17 protein-coding genes are annotated in these 23,167 nt (G+C 37.3%); 7 read left to right on the plus strand and 10 right to left on the minus strand.

Going from position 1 to position 23,167, the window contains the following annotated elements:
• Positions 1 to 2 precede the first annotated feature (2 nt).
• Entirely contained in the window at positions 3 to 1,190 is a 1,188-nt protein-coding gene (locus M0R16_12195; protein MCK9613634.1) for a class I SAM-dependent rRNA methyltransferase, read from the plus strand.
• Positions 1,191 to 1,197: 7 nt separating this feature from the next.
• A complete protein-coding gene (gene prmC, locus M0R16_12200; GenBank protein ID MCK9613635.1) occupies positions 1,198 to 2,061 on the plus strand; it encodes a peptide chain release factor N(5)-glutamine methyltransferase in 864 nt (287 codons plus the stop codon).
• Here prmC and M0R16_12205 read toward each other — a convergent pair.
• The 3 genes from M0R16_12205 to M0R16_12215 are packed head-to-tail and all read right to left on the minus strand — an operon-like array spanning position 2,053 to position 4,965.
• On the minus strand, positions 2,053 to 3,135 hold the full coding sequence (locus tag M0R16_12205) for an ABC transporter permease (protein ID MCK9613636.1): 1,083 nt from the start codon (positions 3,133 to 3,135) through the stop codon (positions 2,053 to 2,055). The two genes, prmC and M0R16_12205, sit on opposite strands and share 9 nt — an antisense overlap.
• Before the next feature lie 3 nt (positions 3,136 to 3,138).
• Positions 3,139 to 4,401, minus strand: coding sequence for a DoxX family protein (locus M0R16_12210; GenBank protein ID MCK9613637.1), 1,263 nt, complete (start codon positions 4,399 to 4,401; stop codon positions 3,139 to 3,141).
• 12 nt (positions 4,402 to 4,413) lie between these two features.
• Positions 4,414 to 4,965, minus strand: coding sequence for a DUF1599 domain-containing protein (locus M0R16_12215; protein MCK9613638.1), 552 nt, complete (start codon positions 4,963 to 4,965; stop codon positions 4,414 to 4,416).
• Between the two features lie 63 nt (positions 4,966 to 5,028).
• On the opposite strand from M0R16_12215, the gene folP reads away from it, so the two are divergent.
• Positions 5,029 to 5,865 (plus strand): dihydropteroate synthase, encoded by an 837-nt coding sequence (gene folP / locus M0R16_12220; protein MCK9613639.1) that lies wholly within the window; start codon positions 5,029 to 5,031, stop codon positions 5,863 to 5,865.
• 27 nt (positions 5,866 to 5,892) lie between these two features.
• Here folP and M0R16_12225 read toward each other — a convergent pair whose 3' ends face one another.
• The gene (locus M0R16_12225) at positions 5,893 to 8,661 is read right to left on the minus strand and encodes a DUF2225 domain-containing protein (GenBank protein MCK9613640.1); all 2,769 of its coding nucleotides are present in this window, start codon (positions 8,659 to 8,661) and stop codon (positions 5,893 to 5,895) included.
• 246 nt (positions 8,662 to 8,907) lie between these two features.
• Here M0R16_12225 and M0R16_12230 point away from each other — a divergent pair, with 246 nt between their 5' ends.
• The 4 genes from M0R16_12230 to M0R16_12245 all read left to right on the plus strand — a co-directional run bounded on the left by M0R16_12230 (position 8,908) and on the right by M0R16_12245 (position 19,886).
• The gene (locus tag M0R16_12230; protein MCK9613641.1) at positions 8,908 to 14,940 is read left to right on the plus strand and encodes a gliding motility-associated C-terminal domain-containing protein; all 6,033 of its coding nucleotides are present in this window, start codon (positions 8,908 to 8,910) and stop codon (positions 14,938 to 14,940) included.
• A 115-nt stretch (positions 14,941 to 15,055) separates the two neighbouring features.
• Entirely contained in the window at positions 15,056 to 17,743 is a 2,688-nt protein-coding gene (locus tag M0R16_12235) for a hypothetical protein (protein ID MCK9613642.1), read from the plus strand.
• 37 nt (positions 17,744 to 17,780) lie between these two features.
• On the plus strand, positions 17,781 to 18,545 hold the full coding sequence (locus M0R16_12240) for a YdcF family protein (GenBank protein ID MCK9613643.1): 765 nt from the start codon (positions 17,781 to 17,783) through the stop codon (positions 18,543 to 18,545).
• A 111-nt stretch (positions 18,546 to 18,656) separates the two neighbouring features.
• Positions 18,657 to 19,886 (plus strand): M48 family metallopeptidase, encoded by a 1,230-nt coding sequence (locus tag M0R16_12245; protein MCK9613644.1) that lies wholly within the window; start codon positions 18,657 to 18,659, stop codon positions 19,884 to 19,886.
• A gap of 248 nt (positions 19,887 to 20,134) precedes the next feature.
• On the opposite strand, the gene M0R16_12250 is transcribed toward M0R16_12245, so the two are convergent.
• The 6 genes from M0R16_12250 to M0R16_12275 all read right to left on the minus strand — a co-directional run bounded on the left by M0R16_12250 (position 20,135) and on the right by M0R16_12275 (position 22,994).
• Positions 20,135 to 20,629: a hypothetical protein gene (locus tag M0R16_12250; GenBank protein ID MCK9613645.1), complete on the minus strand. Its 495-nt coding sequence runs from the start codon at positions 20,627 to 20,629 to the stop codon at positions 20,135 to 20,137.
• A gap of 275 nt (positions 20,630 to 20,904) precedes the next feature.
• Positions 20,905 to 21,396, minus strand: coding sequence for an MFS transporter (locus tag M0R16_12255; GenBank protein MCK9613646.1), 492 nt, complete (start codon positions 21,394 to 21,396; stop codon positions 20,905 to 20,907).
• Between the two features lie 38 nt (positions 21,397 to 21,434).
• The gene (locus M0R16_12260) at positions 21,435 to 22,112 is read right to left on the minus strand and encodes an MFS transporter (GenBank protein MCK9613647.1); all 678 of its coding nucleotides are present in this window, start codon (positions 22,110 to 22,112) and stop codon (positions 21,435 to 21,437) included.
• Positions 22,113 to 22,318: 206 nt separating this feature from the next.
• Positions 22,319 to 22,465, minus strand: coding sequence for a hypothetical protein (locus M0R16_12265; GenBank protein MCK9613648.1), 147 nt, complete (start codon positions 22,463 to 22,465; stop codon positions 22,319 to 22,321).
• Positions 22,462 to 22,812, minus strand: coding sequence for a four helix bundle protein (locus M0R16_12270; GenBank protein MCK9613649.1), 351 nt, complete (start codon positions 22,810 to 22,812; stop codon positions 22,462 to 22,464). Before M0R16_12270 ends, M0R16_12265 begins: the two co-directional genes overlap by 4 nt.
• Before the next feature lie 38 nt (positions 22,813 to 22,850).
• Positions 22,851 to 22,994, minus strand: coding sequence for a T9SS type A sorting domain-containing protein (locus M0R16_12275; protein MCK9613650.1), 144 nt, complete (start codon positions 22,992 to 22,994; stop codon positions 22,851 to 22,853).
• Positions 22,995 to 23,167 lie beyond the last annotated feature (173 nt).

Consider the following 23,167-nt stretch of genomic DNA (forward strand, 5'->3'; position numbering starts at 1 on the left):
ATATGGCAACATTTCACAGAATAACTTTGAAGCATGGCAAAGAAGAAGCATTGCTACGTTACCACCCATGGGTATTTTCGGGTGCTATTCACAGAATAGAAGGAGAACCTTCAGAAGGAGACATCGTTGAAGTGTATTCATCTCACAACGAATTTTTAGGGACAGGGCATTACAATCAGGGTTCTATAAACGTCAGAATATTTTCTTTTGAACAAACAAAATGCGATCGGGCATTTTGGAAAAAGAAACTTGAAAATGCTTTAAATTACCGCAAACTCCTTGGACTATTTGAAAGTAAAGATACAAATGCTTACAGGCTTGTGTTTGGTGAGGGTGACGGACTGCCGGGACTCATAATAGATTTTTATAACGGAACGGCTGTTATACAGTGTCACACTTACGGTATGTACCTTTTGCATCAGCAATTTGCTGAAATTATAAGTGAATTATATAATGAAAAAATACACTCCATATATCTTAAATGCGAAGAAACTCTGCCTAAAAAATTCAATGGCCAAATACATAACGCTTACCTGCTTAAAAAAGAAAAAGAAAATACAATAACAGAAAACGATTGTCAATATTTTGTGGATTGGGAAAACGGGCAGAAAACCGGATTTTTTTTAGACCAAAGGGAAAACCGCAGAACACTAATGCCTTTCTGTAAAAACAAAACAGTTTTAAACACATTTTGTTATACGGGTAGTTTTTCAGTTTGTGCCCTTAAGGCGGGGGCTTCGCTTGTTCATTCTGTTGATTCTTCAGCCAGAGCCATTGAATTAACCGAAAAGAACATTGATTTAAACGGCTTTTCCAGCCAAGGCCACCTTTCATTCAGGTCTGATGTGATAGAATATTTAAAAAATGATGACAATACCTATGATATTATCATTCTGGATCCACCTGCATTTGCTAAGCATCTCAAGACAAAACACAGTGCTGTTCAGGGTTATAAAAGACTGAATGAGGCAGCCATGCAAAAAATCCGGAAAGGCGGATTTCTTTTTACTTTTTCATGCTCACAGGTAGTTGATGCTGTTTTGTTCCGTTCAACAGTGATTGCTGCTGCCATACAAAGCAAACGGGAAATAAGGATAGCCGGGACTTTAACACAGCCTCCCGATCACCCGGTCAGTGCTTTTCATCCGGAGGGTGAATATCTAAAAGGCTTGATATTACAGATTGAATAGAACATCCATGAAAGTAGCTTCAAATAAAACTGCTGATATAATACGGTATGTCAGAAAATGCCTCAAGGATGTGTATCCTGAAGAGGAAATCGCTTCTTTTATTTTTATTTTATTTGAATCCTATTGCAAACTAAATAAAACAGGCTTACTGTCAGGGAAACGGGAATATATCAATGAGTCTGAATTGCTTTTAATTTATAATGCCGTGAAAGAGCTTGAGCATCATAAACCCATACAATACATTACCGGAACAACATGGTTTTATGGCCTGGAGTTCATTGTGGAACCTGCAGTACTTATCCCCCGCCCTGAAACAGAAGAACTTGTGGAGATAATTATAAAGGAAAATAAAAATAATGGAAGTCAAAAAATTCTTGATATAGGCACCGGTAGTGGCTGCATTGCTGTTTCATTAAAGAAATATTTACCTTTTGCAGAAATTTCAGCCATGGAGGTTGCTCAAGAGGCTCTCGAAATTGCCCGTGGAAACTCAGAGAAAAACAATTCAGATATTCATTTTATTCATGCTGATATTCTCAACGAAAAGCAATGGGGAAAAAAGAAATATGATATCATAGTCAGCAATCCGCCCTATGTAAAGGAATCCGAAAAAAAAATGATGTCAAAAAATATCCTGGATTATGAGCCTGCCCAAGCGCTTTTTGTAAGTGACACAAACCCCCTGATTTTTTACAATGCAATTTTTAGCTTTTCCTCTCGCCAGAAAAACAAAACAAAAATTTATCTGGAAATTAATGAAAGTATGGCTGAAGAATTAATTGCACTGGCTAATACATACAATATCAGCGAAATCAATATTGTAAAAGATATTCATGGAAAAAACAGGTTTTTCATTTGCGAATTAAGTTAACCTTACTCTTGGGTCAAGCAGCCCATATACAATATCTGTCAGGATATTTATTACTACCAGAATAACTGAAATAAACAATATAGCTCCCATCACTACAGGGAAATCATATTTGCCGAGGCCGTCCACCATCACCATGCCCATGCCTTTCCAGTCGAACACATATTCTACAAAAACGGCGCCGGCCATTAAAGACGCGAACCATCCGGAAATGGCTGTTACAACCGGGTTCATAACATTTTTCAGAGCGTGCCTTGTAATAACTTTGAAGAAAGAAAGCCCCTTGGCTTTTGCTGTACGTATATAATCCTGCGATAGTACTTCAAGCATGGAGCTTCTAGTAAGTTCCACAATAATTGCCAGTGGTCTGATTCCGAGAGTCAAAGCAGGCAAAATAATATTTTTCAGGTTCAGGTGTACCCCTTCTCCAAAATCGTCGATGCTATATAGGCTGCCTATCATATTTAGTCCTGTATATTCTCCCAGTATATATGCAAAGACCCAGGCTATTAGTATAGCTGCAAAAAATGATGGCACCGACATACCGATAACTGATAAAAACATGGCAATCTGGTCGAACCAACTATCCTTTTTAACAGCACAGATTATTCCAGTAAAAATTCCTAAAACAGCAGCAAATAAAATAGACACCACAGCCAGCAAGGCAGTGAGTGGGAAGGCTTCTAAAAGGATGTCAGTAACCTTTGCTTTGCTTTGATACGAACGGCGCAAATAGGGAGATTTAATCACAAGTGCTTTTGTCTCTGAAATATTGAACAACCTGGTCAAAGGTTTATATTTTGCTTCATCAAGAAAAAAATAACTGTTGTTATCGGAAAAATTATGTACTGATATGGGAGACAAATCGTTCAGATAGTTAATATATTGCAGATAAAGCGGTTTATCGCGGCCAAGGTCTTTGTTGATAGCTTCTACTGAAGCACTGTCGGCACGCTGCCCTAACATCATACGTGCCGGATCGGCAGGAAGTACGTTGAACAATAAAAACACTATGGTAATTACACCGAATAAAACAAGAAAACCATAAAACAAACGTTTAGCAAGAAAGTGCAACATGTTTTATTTTTTCTCTTTTTCAGGAATAGCAGATTTCTTTTCTAAAAGCAGTTTTTCGTATCCGGGTATTTTTTCTTTAAATTCTTTATATTCCGGGAAATCCCGCCACGCCCATTTATCAAGAACCACGCCTTCTTTTAACAGTATCAGCCCGGGATTTGAACGTACCACACTTTTCAGGGCAGTTTCATCTACGGTATAGAATTCATAATCAGCTTTAACCTCATGGCGAAAATAATCAATAGTCTGGAAATCGGAACCGCAAAGTGCGGCAAAGCCTATAGTGTCTTTCAGGCAGGTTTCGTAAAACTCATTAATGCGAGGGTAAACAGTTTCTTCTGTTTTTGTAATATCATAGATAACAAGAAGAAACTGGTAGCATTGATTACTTATTAATTCAACATTATGATTTACTTTGTCCACATCATCAATCATGAAATCATGTATGGGAGCGGGTTTATATTCCTGAAGAACCGTTTTTTTCTGGTCGACAAATTCAAGCTTGTTGAAGAATGACGTATCCTGCCAAGGCAATGTTTTACTGGTATATTCAAACATTTCCCCTGTTACTTTATGTTTATATATGAGTTTAATATCTGCTATTTCCGGTGTGTCAACAACTTTTTCGGAGATTTTAGTTCCGACTTTCCAATGCATAAAATCTATGAGAGGCAGGTGACGGTAACAATATATTGATAACCAGAGAATTATTGTAAGACCTATGAACATTATTCCATATTGAGTAACAGCAGGAAAACGATTGGTAATTTTTTTTCTACCGGCAAAAACCACCAGAACAAAAATCATCAATACAACATTTTTAAAAAATGTTTCCCAGTTCGTCATAATGATGGCATCGCCAAAGCAACCACAATCCGAAACCGGGTTAAAAATGGCAAGGACGATAGTAAGAATGGTAAAAAATACCATATACAAAAGCATAATCCAGGAAAAAAACCTGATTTTAATATTAAATAAAAAACAAAAGCCAATCAGAAACTCTGAACAAAACAACAGGAACCCAAGAAATAGAGAAGCAGGCATAAGCCACTCCATACCGAATGCAAGAAAATAATCATTAAATTTATACATAGAGCCAAGCAGGTCAACAGCCTTTACAAATCCGGAGAAAATAAACACCAGGCCAAGGATAATTCGTGCCAATAAAATGGAAAATCGCTGCATTCTTTTGGTAAAAGCATACATTAGGAAATCAATAAAAGCTATGCAGCCAAAAATGATGATTACAAGTAATATGCTGCTCATAATGTGTTATTTTTATTTAGTTTTTTGTTCTTCAAAGAGTTTTATTAAAGCAAAAATGGCATAATTAATCATGTCATAATAATTAGCATCAACGCCTTCTGAAACTTTCGTCATGCCGTTGTTATCTTCAATCTGTTTAGTACGGAAGATTTTCATAAGGATAATATCAGTAAGAGAGCCGACACGCATATCACGCCAGGCTTCGCCATAATCGTGATTTTTGTCTTGCATAAGTCGTTGGGCTTTGTCAATATATTTGTTATATAATTCAATAGCCTGAGCAGAGTCTAAATTTAGATTTTCGTAATCATTCAGCTCAATTTGAATCAGCGCCATTACGGAATAATTGGCAATGCCAATAAACTCAGGAATAATACCTTCTGAAATCCGTTGCGTACCTTTTTCATCAATACTTCTGATACGCTGAGCCTTAATATATATTTGGTCTGTAAGGGATGATGGTCTTAAGATGCGCCAAGCTGTTCCGTAATCATTCATTTTCTTCAGGAAAAGTTCACGGCATTTTTTTACGACATCATCGTATTGTTTTAAGGTAAGGTCCATACAAATATTTATTTTTGTATAAAATCTAAACGCAAAGATAACAAAAATCATATACGACAACCATTGAAAAAAAGCACTTTAAACTGCAAAGGGAAACTTATATCGCTCAACAAACCATTGGTGATGGGTATTTTGAACGTTACCTCGGATTCTTTCTATGAATGCAGCCGGGTTCCCAACATGCATGAGTGGCTATCACAAACAGAAAAAATGCTTTCCGAAGGTGCGGATATTATAGATATTGGTTGTGTATCCACCCGCCCCGGGGCTACTATTGCGGATGAGAAAACTGAACGTGAAAAGCTTATGCCCGTGCTTTATAGTATTGTGAATAAATTTCCGGAAGCAATAATTTCTGTGGATACATTCCGTGCCGGCATTGCAAAAGAAGCTGTAAGCGCAGGTGCATCAATAATAAACGACATTTCCGGAGGCGAATTTGACGACAACATGTTCCAAACTATTTCAGAAATAAAAGCCCCTTACATTCTGATGCATGTTCAGGGGACTTCTGAAAGTATGCACATAAAATACACATACCAAAATACTTCAAAAGAAGTGTTACTTTCACTTGTGGAAAAAACCAAGCGTTTAAAACAACTTGGAGTGAATGACATTATTATTGACCCTGGAATAGGATTCAGTAAAAATGTTGAACAAAACTATCAGATTTTAAAAAAACTGCACTTGTTTGATTTTATTCCATTTCCTTTACTCATTGGAGTTTCCAGAAAATCTTTGATTTGGAAAACATTAAAATCATCGCCAGCCGAAGCCCTGAACGGTACAACTGTATTACATACTTATTGCCTTCTGAAAAAAGCGGATATTATAAGGACACATGATGTTAAAGAAGTCAGGGAATGTATTGATATTTTATCCAGTTTAAAAGCACAGTAATACACAAGCAATATTTATCATTTCCTTTTAGTTGTTGCAATACTTATTCCATGCAGCTTGTGCCTGAGGGTAGCCCATATCAGAAGCTTTTTTAAAGTAATCACAAGCTGTTGTGTTATTTCCTTTTTTCCGGTTAAGTTCACCAAGCATAAAAATGGCTTCCGTGTTGTTTGGGCTGACCTGCAATGCCTGCATAAAATATTTACCGGCATTATTATAATCCGATTGTTCCATGTATAACCAGCCCAGATTTATATAGGAAACGATTTGAGAGGAATCTATTGAAAGGGATTTTTTATAACAGCTGACAGCCATGTTAAAATCTTTCTGTTGCATATAAAACCATGCCAGATTTTGCCATGATACGGGGCTTTCGGGGTGATAGCGGGAAACAGAAATAAAATCTTTTTCGGCATCTTTAACAGCATTATCATAATAATATGCATAAGCTCTGTTAGTAAGGGCAAGCATCTCTGATGAATCATTCTTCAATACTAAAGAAAAATCTTTAACTGCGCTTTTATAATCCCGTAAATATGCATAGGCTCTCCCTCTCTGTATATATGTTTTCATTAAATCAGGGTTATATTTAATAGCCAGGTTATAATCTTTTATAGCCCCGGATGCATCACCATTATTATATTTTAAAAATCCCCTATTGTAATAAGCTATGACATAATCCCTTTCTAATTCTATAGCACGGGTAAAGTTTTTTCTGGCATTATTAACATCTCCTTTTGTCATATAAACTGTACCTATGTTATTATATGCTTCAGCATAAAACACATCCAATTCAATAGCCTTTAAAAAGTCGCTTTGTGCCCGCGAAATTTCGTTTTTATTCAGATAATACACTCCCCTTTTATTGTATGGCATAGCAACAGTACTATCCGTTTTAATTGCCATGTTAAAATAAAAAATACTCAGGCTGTCATCCCGCCTGTTATAATAAATATCTCCAATGTTTGCAAAACATAATGCTTTTAATTTATTGTTGGTAGTAACTTTACTAGTTGTTAAAAAATCTTCCAAAGCTTTTTTATCGTTTTTGTTATCTAAAAACGAAAATGCCCTGTTAAAAAATGCATAAGAGTCTGTTGAATCCATTGCAATTGCTTTATTAAAACAAGCGATGGCAGTATCAGGCAGGTTTTCGCTCATATAAGCTGCAGCCAGATTACAATATGCGAAAGGAATGAGAGGGTTTTTATTCAGCACATCAGTAAATAATGTTTTTGTATCCCCCCATACTTTACTCCTGTTGTATGTTAAAAGTGATAAGCCAACAAGTAGTATGGCAAAACAAAATATCAAAACTTTTTTTAGTTTTTTGTTTTGAAATAAATATTTCTCTCCTAAAAATCCAGCAGAAATAAACAAACCCAGATAAGCAAAGTAGCTATATCTGTCAGCCACAACAAGCCTGCCTTGTATTGGTATAATATGCAAAACGATAGATATATTAACAAGAAAGAAAAACCATCCAAAAAGTATTATGTTATGAATCTTTTTTCTTTTAATAATCATATAAACAGACAATGCAATAACAAAAAATAATACAATCAGCGTATAAAAATATTCGGGCGGAAGTTGGCCATTTTCAAGCCGGAAAGGATATGGATGGACTGCATTCAGTGAAACAGGAGCAAAAAATTTACTGAAATAAAACCATAATGCATATCCAGCGAGCAAAATACGTTCAAAAAAAGAAAATGCATTTCTGCTTTCAGAATACCCTATCCAAAAGCCCTCAGAGTATTGAGGTAAATAATAAAACAGAAGAATAAACCCGGCAAGGCTTACCAACCCTATTAATCCAAATCTGATATGTTTTATAAAACGAGACAGATTTCTGTTCTGAAGCGCTTTTTCAAATAAAAGATACGGAATAAGCAATGGAATAAGTATGCCAAATATCATTACTTCTAACCTTATAAAAATGAATATTGTTAAACAGGTAATAACTATGAAAAATATGATTTTAGCTAAGTTTATTAAAGCATTTCTTCTAAAATAAAAAACGCCCGAGAAGAAATTTTCTATTATTTGTTTTTTCTTAATTATAATAAGCACTAAAAGGAATGCTATTATAATTGCTGTCATCTCTATGCTTAAAAAAATAAAAATATCAAAAAGAATGAGTAAAAGAATTATTTTCTCAGCAATCAATTCTAAAGTAAATTTTCTTTTTAGCACTATATCAATCATAATAAAAACTGCGGGGACAAGTAGCCCCTGAACCTTTGAAAAAGAAGCAAGTATCAACATTAGTGATGATAAAATAAAATAATGTATCTTGAAATCTTTTTTCTGGTATTTTATATAAAACAAAATAGCAGCCAATGAAAAGAAAGTAAATAACAGGTCCTTTAGTTCCGATATCCATGCAACAGATTCCACGCGCATGGGATGCAGTGCAAACAACAAAACTACCAAACTTATTGTAAAAATATTTTTTGTAAAACATTTAATTAAATAAAATACCAATACAACATTTAGCAGATGTACAACAAGACTCACCCAATGAAAGGGTTCCGGATTGTTTCCCCATATTTTATAAAGAAGCGAGTAAAAAGTTAGAGTAATAAAAGTAAATCTTTCTCTGTCAATATTATGGGAAATACTTTGCCAGTTCAAATTCTTAACATAAGCATTTTTTGTAATCTGGGCATCGTCATCCCATTGCAAAAATTCAAAATTTATAGTCTGGATATATGAAAAAAAACAAAAAACAAGAATAATAAACAGAAAAAAACCTTGTTCCGAATAAAAACTATTTTTACGAAGAGCCTTCATCAGCAATTTTTAAATATTTAATTTGATATAGAAACCAATCAAAGTAACAAAAATAACAGAAATAAAAGAAGAAATTATGAAACATCATATAAAATAAAAAAATTGTTAAAAAAAACTCATATAATATTAAATATTTACGTTTCATTGTGTATATTTGCTTTACATATTTTTTTTAAAAAAATTTATGGATTATGTAAATTATGAACAACTCATTTAAAGTATAAGCAATTTTGTAAGTCAAAGTCAATGAGACATATTTACCTTTCTGTATTTACTTGTTTTTTTATTATACTAATATATTTTCAGAGTTATTCACAATCCGTTTCATTTACAATCAATTATACTGGCGGAATGGCCCAGGGAGGCTGTTTAGTTTGCGGGCAAGATTATTGGTGTATAAATAACCCTCCTGCCCCAGATGGTGGAAAGATTGGCACATCAAATCCTTGCTGGTCAACTCAATTTTTTGACCCGGTACCACCAGGCAATGTCATTACGAATGTTGTTGTTAATTACTGGACTGCGGGTTGTGGCGGTGCAGCAATCTATGGAACATTCAGTAATAGCTCTTCAAATATATTTTCTGTTCCTGTTGCTTATGATGCAAACACTGGATGTTATTGCGATGATGCCCCGTGTGGACTGACATACTCAGTGACAAGCAATTTTCCTTGTGGAATTCCAGGCTACGCTTATGGAAATTATAATTACTTTACAATTTGTGCTAATGGCCCGATGTGCATCAACCGGGCACAAATTATTTTTTCATATGTAAATGTAAGTGTTCTTACGCCCACGATTACTGCCTCAGGACCTATTTCAATATGCCCCGGCGGTAGCGTCACTCTTACCGCAAACAGCGGATATAGTGCATATCATTGGAGTAATGGTGCAAATACTCAGGCAATAACAGTGTCACCTGCCACTACAACTACATATACGGTTAGTGTTACAACTTCCACTGGCTGCACTACAGCTAATGCATCTATAACCATTACTGTCAATCCCATTCCCACAGTGACTGCGTCTGCAAGCCCGACATCGATTTGCAGCGGACAATGTACAAATTTAACGGGCAGTGGAGCATCATCATACGGATGGATTCCCGGAAATCTCACAGGCACTACTGTTAATGTCTGCCCTACTACTACAACTACTTACACCGTTGCAGGTTATACTTCTGCAGGATGCTCAAATACAAGCACCGTTACAGTTACCTTAAATCCCAACATAACACCGACATTTAATGCTTTAGGGCCATATTGCCAGGGAGCTACACCAGGGACATTACCAACAACATCAACGAATGGCATTATAGGAACCTGGAACCCTTCAAGCATAAACACTTCAGCACCCGGAACCACAACATACACCTTCACTCCCAACACGGGACAATGTGGAAATGTTACAACAATGACAGTTACTGTTAATCCTAAGCCAACTGTTACTGCCAATGTAACTAATCCTTCTATCTGCACCGGACAATGTACCAACCTGAATGCAAGCGGAGCATCTTCTTATACGTGGATGCCAGGTAGTTTATCAGGCTCAACAGTAAATGTATGCCCAACGAACACTACAACTTATACCGTAACAGGTACTTCCGCAGCAGGATGTACAAACAGTGCTGCTGTTACTGTCACAGTTAACCCCAAGCCAACAGTAACTGCCAATGCAACATCACCATCTTTATGCAGCGGAGAGTGCACCAATTTAAATGCTAGTGGAGCTTCTTCTTACGTATGGATGCCAGGCAGCTTATCAGGCCCAACAGTTAATATCTGTCCCACAAGTAACACTACTTATACAGTTACAGGCACATCAGCTGCAGGATGTACAAATACTGCAACTGTTTCCGTCACTGTCAATCCTTCACCCAATGTCAGTATTACGACCCCTCCTCCGACTATTTGCAACGGACAGTGTACCAGCCTGACAGCCACCGGTGCAACAACCTACACATGGATGCCCGGGAGTCTTCCCGGTTCTTCAGTCAGCATTTGCCCGACCACAACAACCACTTATACTGTAACAGGAACAACAGGTGCTTGTTCTAATGCAGCTTCAATAACAGTTACTGTAAATCCCTCACCAACAGCAAATGCAGGGACAGATATTAATATAGGAGCATGTCTCACAGCACCAAACGCTACGCTAAATGGCTCAGGAACAGGCACTCCGCCACTTACATATTCCTGGTCTCCCACGACAGGACTTAATAATCCTAATATTTCCAATCCTGTTGCAGACCCAACTGCAAATACAACATATACGTTAACTGTTACTAACGGATATGGGTGTACAGCTACAGATGCTGTTAGTGTAACCATTGACCCCTTACCTTCGGCGAATGCGGGTACAGACCAAAGTATCGGAGCCTGTAATTCTGCCGCTAATGCCAATCTTAATGGAAGCGGAACCGGAACTTCACCATTATCATATTCTTGGACGCCCACAAACGGATTATCTAACCCAAACATTTCGAACCCTGTTGCTGATCCCAACATTACAACAAACTACACATTAACAGTTACAGATGCTTATGGATGTACAGCTTCCGATGCAGTATTAATAACTGTTAATAACCTGCCTTCTGCAAATGCAGGCAGTGATCAGAATATTGGGGCGTGTGCAAATGCTGCCAATGCAAACCTGAATGGTAGTGGTACAGGTACAGGGCCACTCTCATATTCCTGGATACCAACCGACGGCCTGAGCAACCCAAATATATCAAATCCTGTTGCCGATCCTTCTTCGACAACAACTTATACATTAACAGTTACTGACATATATGGATGCACTGCTACAGATACTGTTCTGATAACAGTTAATCCTATTCCTACAGTGAATGCAGGAGCTGATCAAAATATAGGAGCTTGTGCCAGCGCTGACAATGCAAACCTGAATGGTAGTGCTACGGGAACCGAGCCTTTTGCTTATTCATGGGTGCCTATTACAGGTTTGAGTAACCCAAACAGTGCCAATACTGTTGCTGATCCAACTGTTACTACTATATACACACTTGTTGTTACTGATGCTTACGGATGCACGGCAACGGATGATATAACAGTTATTGTGAATCCCTTACCCACAGCTAACGCAGGGCCTGACCAAAACATAGGAGCCTGTGGAAATGCAAGCAGTGCCTATATCTCAGGTTCAGGTACAGGAATAGCCCCATTATCCTTTTCATGGGTGCCTGTTACAGGACTAAATGACACCAATATTTCTAACCCTGTTGCTGATCCCTCAGTTACGACAACATATACTCTGACAGTAACCGATGCTTATGGATGTACAGCTACTGATGACATTATTATTTCTATTGATGACCTCCCTACTGCCAATGCCGGCCAGGACCAAACCATTGGAGGGTGTACAAACGCAGCAAATGCCAGCATCAATGCATCGGCAACTGGTATTACACCACTTGTCATATCGTGGCTACCCACTACAGGCCTAAACGACCCTACAATTCTAAACCCTGTTGCCGATCCGTCAGTTACAACAACATATACCCTGACAGTAACAGATGCTTATGGATGTACTGCTACTGACGACATTACCATTACCCTGGCACCCCTTCCAACAATTGATGCCGGTCCCGACCAAAATATTGGTGCATGCCTGAATGCTGCTAATGCCAATATCAACGCCATAGGAACTGGCGCTACACCGCTTACATATTCATGGTCGCCAACAACAGGACTTAACGACCCCAACATTTCTAACCCTGTTGCAAATCCTGCCACATCAACAGTTTATGTTGTTACACTTACTGATGTTTACGGATGCTCTGTAACTGATGATATTGCAATAATTGTTGACTCTTTACCAACATCGTATGCTGGAACAGACCAAAGTATCGGGGCATGCCTTACATCACCTGCTGCGAATCTGAATGGTTCTGGTTCCGGAACAGGACCGTTAGTTTATTCGTGGTTGCCAACAACCGGTGTTGCTGATCCCAATACCGCAGTTACAACAGCACACCCAACAAATACGACAGTTTACACCTTAACAGTTACTGACCTCTATGGATGTACAGCCACTGATGCCATTAATGTGATTGTTGACCCCGCACCAGTAGCTAACGCAGGACCTGATGCCGTCATAGGAACCTGCTCATGGTCAATGGCCAATCTTAACGGTAGTGCCACAGGTTCAACACCTTTTGGGTATAGCTGGTTGCCAACACAAGGACTAACCAATTCATATATTCCAAATCCACAGGCACATCCCTTCACAACAACCGTTTATACATTAACTATTACAGACATTTATGGATGTACCGCTGCTGACTTTGTTACCGTGACAGTTACACCTCTGCCAAATGTAACGGCAATTGCAAACCCCTCAACTATTTGCGAAGGTTTTTCAACAACTATAAACGCCAATGGGACTTTAACATATAACTGGTCACCCGGCACAGGCTTGTCATCTACTACAGGGCAAAGCGTTGTTGCTAACCCTCTTGCAACAACAACTTATACCGTTACAGGTAGCGACCAGTTTACCTGTACAGGTTCAACTCAGGTTACCATAAATGTTAATCCCAATCCTGTCTTAACCATTTCGCCTCCTGCACCGGCTATTTGTTATGGAGGCAATGTTACTCTTACTGCCGATGGTGCTTCATCATATTCATGGAACCCCTCCATTGGATTATCACAAGCTACAGGGCCTGTTGTCAGTGCTTTTCCAAACTCAACCATCACTTATACCCTTACAGGAACTACTCTTGGCTGTACAAGCACAGCCTCTGTAACGGTAACAGTAAATCCATTACCTATTGTGTCATTCAGCCCATTTAGCCAGATATGCCTTAACGACCTGCCTTTTTCTATAAATCTTGGCAGCCCTCCGGGAGGCATTTACACAGGGGAAGGTATTACAGGAACCGATAATTTCGACCCTGCCCTTGCAGGTGTTGGCTCCCACCTGATAACATATACCTATACCGATGATAACAACTGTACAAACTCGGCTTCACAATATGCCACCGTAAAACCAAGCCCCATATTAACGATAACCCCTCCTTCTGCATCATTATGTCTGGGAACATCTGTTTTAATATCAGCCAGCGGTGCCGATTCTTACAGCTGGTCGCCATCAAACACATTATCTTCGGCCACAGGCACACCGGTTACCGCCACACCAACGGAACCCACAACTTATACACTTGTAGGAGATATTGATGGCTGCACGGCTTCTGAAGGAATTACTGTCAACACATATACAACTATTCCAATCACTATTACTCCTCCCAGGGATTCTATATGCCCTGGTTCTTCAGTTATTTTAACAGCAAGCGGGGGAACACAATACACATGGGAACCTCCTGATGGTCTAAATACTAACATTGATACTGTAGTTATAGCTACCCCGGAAGTAACAACCTTTTACACCGTATATGCTTCTGATAATGACGGTTGCACAGGTACACAAACTGTCGCCATTGTTTTATATCCCGAAGCATTCCTGCACTTTACTGAAACTCCCCGTGAAGGCTGTGTACCGCTTAATGTTAATTTTGAATATTTACCCGACAGTACCCTTTACATGAACACACTGATGTTTAATTTTGGAGACCTGATGTCAACAACGGATTATTCTACACAGCCTGTTTGTTCTTATACTTATACCTATCACGGTATTTTTATGGTATCGCTTACAGCAATCTCTGTACATGGTTGCCATGCAGTAGGGTATGATACTGTATTTGCATATAAATCAACAGTAGCAAACTTTTATACGAAACCGGAAGTTGCAGAAACTGATAACCCGCTTTTTTTATTTTATGATGAATCTATGTATGCAGACCAGTGGTTATGGAATTTCGGGGACCCTGCTTCCGATGACAATAATACATCAACACTGCAATATCCTCAGCATGTTTATGGCGACAGCGGGCATTATGTTGTTATGCTCATTGCATCAAACGACTATAACTGCAGCGACACAGCGTTCAGAATTATTACCGTTAATGAATCATTTGCTTTTTATGTACCTAATTCTTTCACTCCAAATGAAGACGGAAAGAATGATTATTTCTTAGGAAAAGGTGTTGGATTCAGAGAGGATGAATTTGAGATGTATATTTTTGACAGATGGGGCAAGATGTTGTTCTATACCAAAGATTTTTCCGAAGGATGGGACGGTTATAACCCCAATGGAGTTACAACATGCTCCGAAGGTATTTATGTCTGGCTCATCAACGTCAGAGATGATAGCGGGATATGGCATATATTAAAGGGTACCGTAACACTCAATAAATAATCCGCCTTTTTCTTTTCAGTTAATTTTTAATTTTTTCTTGATTAATCATGATAGTTCAGGGTTAAAATAAGATAAAACTGTAATTTTATCAAAAAATTACTACTACTAAAATACCATGCTACATAAACCCTTGATAATACTTTTAATTTTCTTATGCTTACAAAATATAACCACAGCACAAACCAAAATAGTGTTTCAGAATTTTGAATTCAAAGAAATTATTGTTTCATATTCTCTGGTTCCTGATAAAAACGAATCAATTACCAATTATTTTATAGCTGAAATCGCACGCAGTATTCAAAAAAAAACTGAATTCACCAAATATACAATAACATTCAAACGAATAGAGCGGATTGCTGAAACAGAACCGGGGTTTTTTTCAGCCAGTTTTGAGTTGACAGATGTCAGTTGCACTGGGGATATTTTTTATAAAACATTTAATATTGCTGATGTGCTCATCCCGACACACTGCTCATTTCAGTTCAATGTATATGCAAATCAGATTAAGCCACTCACTCAAATAGTTAGGGATTCCAGCTTGCTTGGTACCGGCTACAACAAACTTGCATTTTTTAACTTCAATGACACATCTGGAACAAGCAAATTCACTGCTTATGCCGACAGCTTAACGTTTTTTTATAATAACACTTCACAACAGCGTTTTGCTTCAAAACTAAAATTAATTGATGAATATTTCCTGTCTGAGGCAATTATTGATAATTGTTATAAACAGATAAATACTTATGACTTCTACAATACCGACATGATAATTGTTTATGATATCAATTTGAAAGAACTTGAAAAAACGATTGAAGATTTGTATAACAAAGATTTTGCCGGGAAATTGAAACTTGTAAACCACGACCCTGTTAATTTTATTGACAGGTTTAACAAGTTATCAGATACAATAAATAATATCAGACAATCCCTGAATTATAAAATTGAAAACCTTGACAGGTTATACTATGAGAGGGGTATAGAAGAACTTAAAAAAGAAAATGTGCAAAATGCAGAGCTCATGTTCCATCGCTCCATTCTTTTCAATCAGCAATACACCCCATCACAGTTGGAACTTGTTAAATTATTGATGCACAAAGACAGCCTGTTTGAAGCAGCCAACAAAATGTCATTCATACTTCAGCATCTTAATCCCGAGCCCGAACTACATAAAAAAGTTTTATTGTATGCTGACACAGTCTATAATATGATGCTTTCAGCAGGAAATGATTTTATAAAAGATCAGAAATACAATGAAGCAATTGAAAGCTTTGAACAGTGTGTAAAATTTTGTTTGAATTCGGGGAATTATAATTGCTCAGGGAGCCATATAAAAGGACTAGCGATGGCTCGTTTTGGCATTTACCAATCCTACCTGAGTGTTTCACAGAAAGCTATTGATAAAGGGAAACTTGAACTTGCCGAGGCATACATAAAGGATGCATTGAAATATCAAAAAACATACAGTGAACATATAATTAACAATGCAGAAGCAATTTCAAAAATTGAAAAACTTATACTGGCTTATATCGCTTCAGGGGATACTTTAAACAATAAAAGGAGGTACGAAAAGGCAATGCAGAATTTTAAAAAAGCACAGCTTTTATCCGAAGAATATAACTTATCATTACCTCAAAACTTTGATAATAGCCTTACCAAAGCCCATCAGGGTGTTTATAAAAACCTCATCCAAAAAAGCAGGCAACAGCTTAACTCGGAATTGACAGAAGCTGCAGAAAAAACCTTACTCGAAGCTATAGCATACCAAAAACAAAATCCTGGTATCATAAAATACTCTGAAATATGCGACTCGCTTATGTCAAGCATACGCCTTATTCAATACAACTCAAACCTTAATAAAGGAAAACAATATTTGAATATTTACGATTATAAAACAGCACTAGGGTATTTTGACAAAGCCAAAAACATCGAAAATGAGTATAATTTTTCGTTAAAAACCAAGTTGGATTCTCTTAGAATTTTATGTGCCACCATCGTATTTTCTAATCGCATTTCAGGGATACAGTATATTTTAAATGATTACAATACCGATTCTGTGCTTACGGCAGTTAACGATATTGAGCAACAAATCGCTTTTTACAGACTTGAAAAAGACACTGTGATAAAAAACAGTTTTGATAAACTTAGAAAAAAAACACAAATCAAAAGATGCAACCTGGCAAAAAATAAGTACGATAGCCTGTTTATCCAGGCAAATAAAGCCATTGCCCTACAGGATTATATTTTGGCTGGCGACTTGTTTACAAAAGCTATCAACCTGGCAGAGGTTTATCCTGAATGTAATATCGACATAGAAAATGCTATCAACGAAAAGAAAAATTACCTCTTTCAGGCTAACTACCAACAAATGATAAGAAACGCCGAGGTGTCTCTCAACAGTAACAATTATAAATCTTTTTTGAACCAGTATTCAGAAGCTGAAAACTTCTGTTACAATATGCAGTTACAAAATGCCGGAATAATACACCAGACACTGACAGACAAACTGTATGCCTCATCCGACACTGCACTTATCATTTCGGCAGTTGACTTTTATCTGCAGAAAAACCAGGCTGAAAAATCATTACAATGCCTTAAATGTTTGAAAAATTTAAATTATCCTCCCTCAAAAACCAGAGGTTTGCAACAACAAATTGCGGTGATTCTTGCCATGAAAGATTACGCAGCCAATACAAACAACATTAAACTGAAACCTTCGGTGTATGTGATAAGCTATACCGCTGGCGACAAATGGTTCACAGTGTTTAAAAACATTTATATTACGACATGGAAATCATTAAAATAAAAAAATATACAGCTTATTTTTATTTACTTTTGCTACTATGTTTTTTATTATTTCAAAACTAATTGATTTTCTCCTCAGTCCTCTGATGTGGATTATTATCCTGCTTATTTCAGGATTATTTTTAAAAAATATTAAGAAGGCAAAAAAAGTTTACATCACCGCTTTTATTTTTTCCATTTTTTTTACCAATTCAGCCATTGTTGACGAATTGATACGTTTATGGGAAGTGCCTGTTATAACCGAATATAACAACAATGTTTACCAGGCCGGAATTGTACTGGGAGGTGGCATGGTAACACTGGATAAAGAAAATGACCGCTTGATTTTCAGAGAAAATACCGACCGCATTCTACAGGCGTTAGAATTATATCAAACAGGCAAAATAAAGAAAATCATTTTTTCCGGCGGCTCAGGCAGCCTGGTTTTTAAAGATATGCTGGAAGCGGTGCTATTGAAACGTTACTTCACCGGCATAGGCATTCCCGACAGCAACATCATGATGGATTCAACCTCAAACAATACTTACTACAACGCTGTTAACTGCGCTAAAATAATTAAAATGCATTGCGGAAAAGGAAAGTATTTGCTTATCACATCAGCGTTACATATGAAAAGAGCTGAAGCCTGCTTTGAAAATCAGGGTGTTTGTGTTACCGCTTACCCAACAAATAAAATGGTAAATAAGCGCCGCACCGATATTGGATATTATTTGATTCCAGACACCGCTGCTATCATACGTTGGGAGAAATTTATTCATGAAGTGCTTGGTTATTTTATATACACCCTGATGGGATACATCTGATTTTGAATTTGGAACTTGGAGCTTGGAACTTGGAATTTGGAACTTGGAACTTTTATCCGTCAAAACCATCTCCATTTTATTTTTTAATTTTGTTGACCATTAAAGTAAACCATGGCACACACTCTTTTTATCATTATCCTCTGCATCGTAATTTTCAATTACCTTTTCGGCTTGCTGCTCGATTACCTCGACAGCACCCGTTGGAGCAACATATTACCTGTTGAACTCGAAGGCATATATGACACTGAAAAATACCGCAAATCGCAGGATTACGAAAAAGTAAACACAAGATTCTCATTGCTGACCGGCGCTTTCAGTTTTGTTTTACTCATACTGATGCTTACACTGGGAGGTTTTGCATGGCTTGATAATTTTGTGAGAGGATACACCATCAACCCCATACTGATGGCCATACTTTTCTTTGCCATACTGGGGCTGGCATCCGACCTTCTTTCCCTTCCCTTCAGCATTTACCATACATTTGTCATCGAACAAAAATTCGGGTTTAACACTACAACGGTAAAAACCTTTGTGCTCGACAAACTGAAAGGATGGCTGCTGGCTGCATTGCTTGGCGGAGGCATATTATCCTTTATTGTCTGGATATACGGCGCCACGGGCGAGTGGTTCTGGTTCATAGCATGGATGGCAATGACAGCGTTTTCTATTTTTATGACCTTGTTTTATTCAAATATTATTGTTCCCCTTTTTAACAAACAAAAACCCCTCGATGCAGGGGTACTGCGTGATGCCATCGAAAATTTCGCTTCCAGAGCGGGTTTTAAACTTAAAAATATCTATGTCATTGACGGCTCCAAACGCTCCAAAAAAGCCAACGCCTATTTCACCGGCTTTGGGCCAAAAAAACGTATTGTGCTCTACGACACGCTGATGAAGGATTTTACCACAGAAGAGATTGTAGCCATACTTGCACATGAGATAGGGCATTATAAAAAGAAGCATGTGGTTTACGGGCTTATCACTTCCATTCTCAGCAGCGGTGTTTTATTATACATCATGTCGCTCATCATTGGCAATCCTGACGTTGCAGGGGCGCTGGGCGCCGGTGAAGCAAGTTTTCATATGGGCATATTGTCTTTCGGAATATTGTACAGCCCTTTCTCCACATTACTGGGCATTGCGGGCAATTACATCTCACGCAGGCACGAATATGCTGCCGACCGCTATGCTGCCAAACAATACCATGCTGAAACCATGGCCGTCGGCCTGAAGAAGCTGCATGTATTGCACCTGAGCAACCTCCGCCCCCACCCGTTTACGGTGTTCATCACATATTCGCACCCTACCCTGCTGCAAAGGCTCGCAGCATTAGTAAAGTAGAGAAGTTTTTATAAAAAAAGCTATAGAAAATACAACGGATAGCGGTATGTTTTTGTTGCCGACCTGCCTGCCGGTTTAACTGCAACAGGCAGTCAGGCAGGTTTCGAAGCACTGTCCTGTCAAGTTACACAAAAGTTGAAGCGGGCTACAACCCTCGAATAACCTACTGTACCGGCAATTTTTTATACCGCGTGTTAGCGTTTCGTTGGTTTATAATTCTAATCCTTGAGCAATGAGATAGACAACAATCAATCCTTAACTAAACGGACATAATAACCATCGCCTGCATCATCAGATTGCATATAAGCTCTATCATCATCAAATAACATTTCCAGATGCAGAGCACCGTCATCATCTTCCGAAGACGACCAGAAACATACTCTGGAAAAATGGAAATCACCTGTGCTACTCCTTGTACCACCATACAAAGCATTAAAACCAGTAGAACCGCCACCCTGCAAATCACTTATTGCACCACCTGTTACCATCAAAAATAACATCCAGTCGCCATCGCTCGGCAAACGCCACCCTGCAGGCGCAACTTTCTTAGCCGTTTCCCAGTCATACATTACACCATATTTTGAACAATTTGATGGATTATTTTCATAACACCACGAACCGCCGGTTGTTTCATATTTCAAATTTTCAGCCATCCAGATTTGATCGCCAATTTTTACGGTTTTATAAACTTTCCCATCTCTGGTATCGGTAAAACTACCAGTTACTTGGGCTAAAGAACTCATTGCGAAAATCAAAATCGCAATTGTCAATAATAAAGATTTGTTTTTCATAAATGTCTATTTTAAAAGTCAATTAATATTTTCTTGTCACATTTCTTTTCTTTTTCCAATGAACGCTAAAGGTTGGCGGTATGGTTAGTTGCCGACCTGCCTGCCGGTTTAACTGCAACAGGCAGTCAGGCAGGTTTCGAAGCACTTCCGTATCAAGTTACAACTACTTTTGATACGAGCTGAAACGCTCGAATACGCACTGCACCGGCAATTAACTATACCGCTTGTTAGGCAACGTTAATTTTTCTTTTGTCTAAAATTGTAAATATTATCATTAGTATAGTAGCAATTAATGCCATTACAGAACCAAAATAAAACGGAGCATTTGAATTTACCCTATCATACAGTAATCCTGCAATTAAACTCGCAGGTAATAAAGTAATTCCAAGTACAGCATGATAAATTCCAAACCCCGTTCCTTTCAAATCTTTGCTAACAATATCAGAAATCATTGCTTTCTGGCTACCATCAGTCAATGCACTGTAAAATCCATACAGCATAAACAAGAAAATAAAAACATTTATACTATTGAATCTTCCGAAAAAATAATAAACAATCGCATATACTAGAAAACCCAGAATAATCAATTTTTCACGACCAATTCTATCCGATAATTTTCCAATCGGTATAGCAAGCAAAACAGATACTGTATTAAATATCATATATACAAAAGGAATGTATGATTTATCTATACCTGTTTCGCTTGTTTTTACAAGCAACAATGCATCTGCTGAATTACCAAGAGTAAAAACGAAAATTATAATAAGAAAGAAATAAAACTTTTTGGGTAAAGTTTTAATGAAATCTTATTGGTGGTTTCATTTTTTTCTGCCTTTGCTTCTTTTATGAAAATAATAATCGTTAATACACCAAGAATTGCTGGAATGGTTGCCAATAAAAATATGTAAGAATAATTTAATGGAAAAATTGACAATAATAAAAAAGCAATCAAAGGACCAACAATAGCCCCACTATTATCCATTGCTTTCTGAAACCCAAAAGTTTTACCAGCTTCATTTTTTTTAATTGAGCCACTTATAAGGCTATCTCGTGGTGCTACTCTTAACCCTTTTCCTATGCGTTCGAAAAACCGAAAAAATAAAATCTGAATTGGTACTCTTGCTAATGCATATAAAGGAGTTATAATAGCTGTAATGCCATATCCAATAATCATGAATGGCTTGTTTTTACCAATCTTATCACTCCAGTATCCCGAAATTGCCTTTAATAAAGATGCTGTACTCTCTGCAATCCCTTCAATTAATGAAATCGTTGTTTTAGATGCTCCTATCGATAATAAAAATAGAGGCATAACACTATATACCATCTTGGTAGATGTGTCAGTGAAAAAACTTGTTAGTCCTGTAAAAAATGCGTTTTTTTCTAATCCAAATATTTTTTTCTTTTCATCCATTATATCGCTCTCTGCTGTCATTTTTTAATGTTGCCTAAAATTGTGTTGTGCCATTGGTGATATTTTTACCTTATCATTTGAGTTGGTGCTATTCGGTTTATTGATTATAAATACCTGCATATCAGTTTAGAAGAGTTTTAATAATCATTTATAATAGCTATACTATTAATTAACTTTTCCACAAATTTATGCAAGAAATATTACAAATACAAGTAACCTAAATAAAATTACTTTCCACCAACACTCTTGAGCCCGCCGGTTTCCGGGTAAACATCAAAATGCCTGATATTGGCGGGCATAAAAGTGAGCACGCCATACTGCGAGATAAGGAATTTTCCACTTATGTTTTCAGTGTTTGAATTGTAAAGTTTCACTTCTGCTTGTTTTTCATTGTGGAGATTATTGAATTCAATAATTTCCTAATACTGATTAATGAGGTGATTAAATCTTTTGACGTTGGATAGTTTAAGGATTTATCGCATAGCATAAGCCAATATTCTGTTTCGTCGGCTTCCTTCGCTGCAATCTTGAGTTTATGGATAAAATCAAGAGAACTTTCTGCATTTTGAGCTTCTCTAATATTCGCGCCAATTGAAGTGCCTGATTTTAGTAACTGACGGGCAATCACATATTTTTGGTTTTTTTCAAGCAATTCGCAATAAACGATTATTTGCAAAGCAAACTCAAAACTCAACTCCAATATCTCATTCCTTTTTTCCATAATCAACTAATCATCAAATTATCACATCAACTAATCAATTAGTTTTTAATGATTTTAAACGATTTTACTTCTTTGTTTCCTTGAACTACTTTTACAAAATAGGTTGCAGGTACAAGATTGCGCATAACAATGTTTGTTTGAATGCCAGTGATTTTTTCGTTTTGTACAAGTTTTCCGTTCATATCATACAGTTGATATGACATTGATTGGATGCTGAGCGACTTGTACTGAGTATTCTAAGTTAAAAACAAATTTTTTTTAAAGTTTTTTTTTAACAAATTTAAACCCCAATTACACAGCCATTCTGACAAAAGGTTCATCACGTTTAACAACAGCAAAAACTCTATAAACCAGT

Source organism: Bacteroidales bacterium (genome assembly GCA_023228145.1).
Taxonomy (GTDB): Bacteria; Bacteroidota; Bacteroidia; order Bacteroidales; family CAIWKO01; genus CAIWKO01.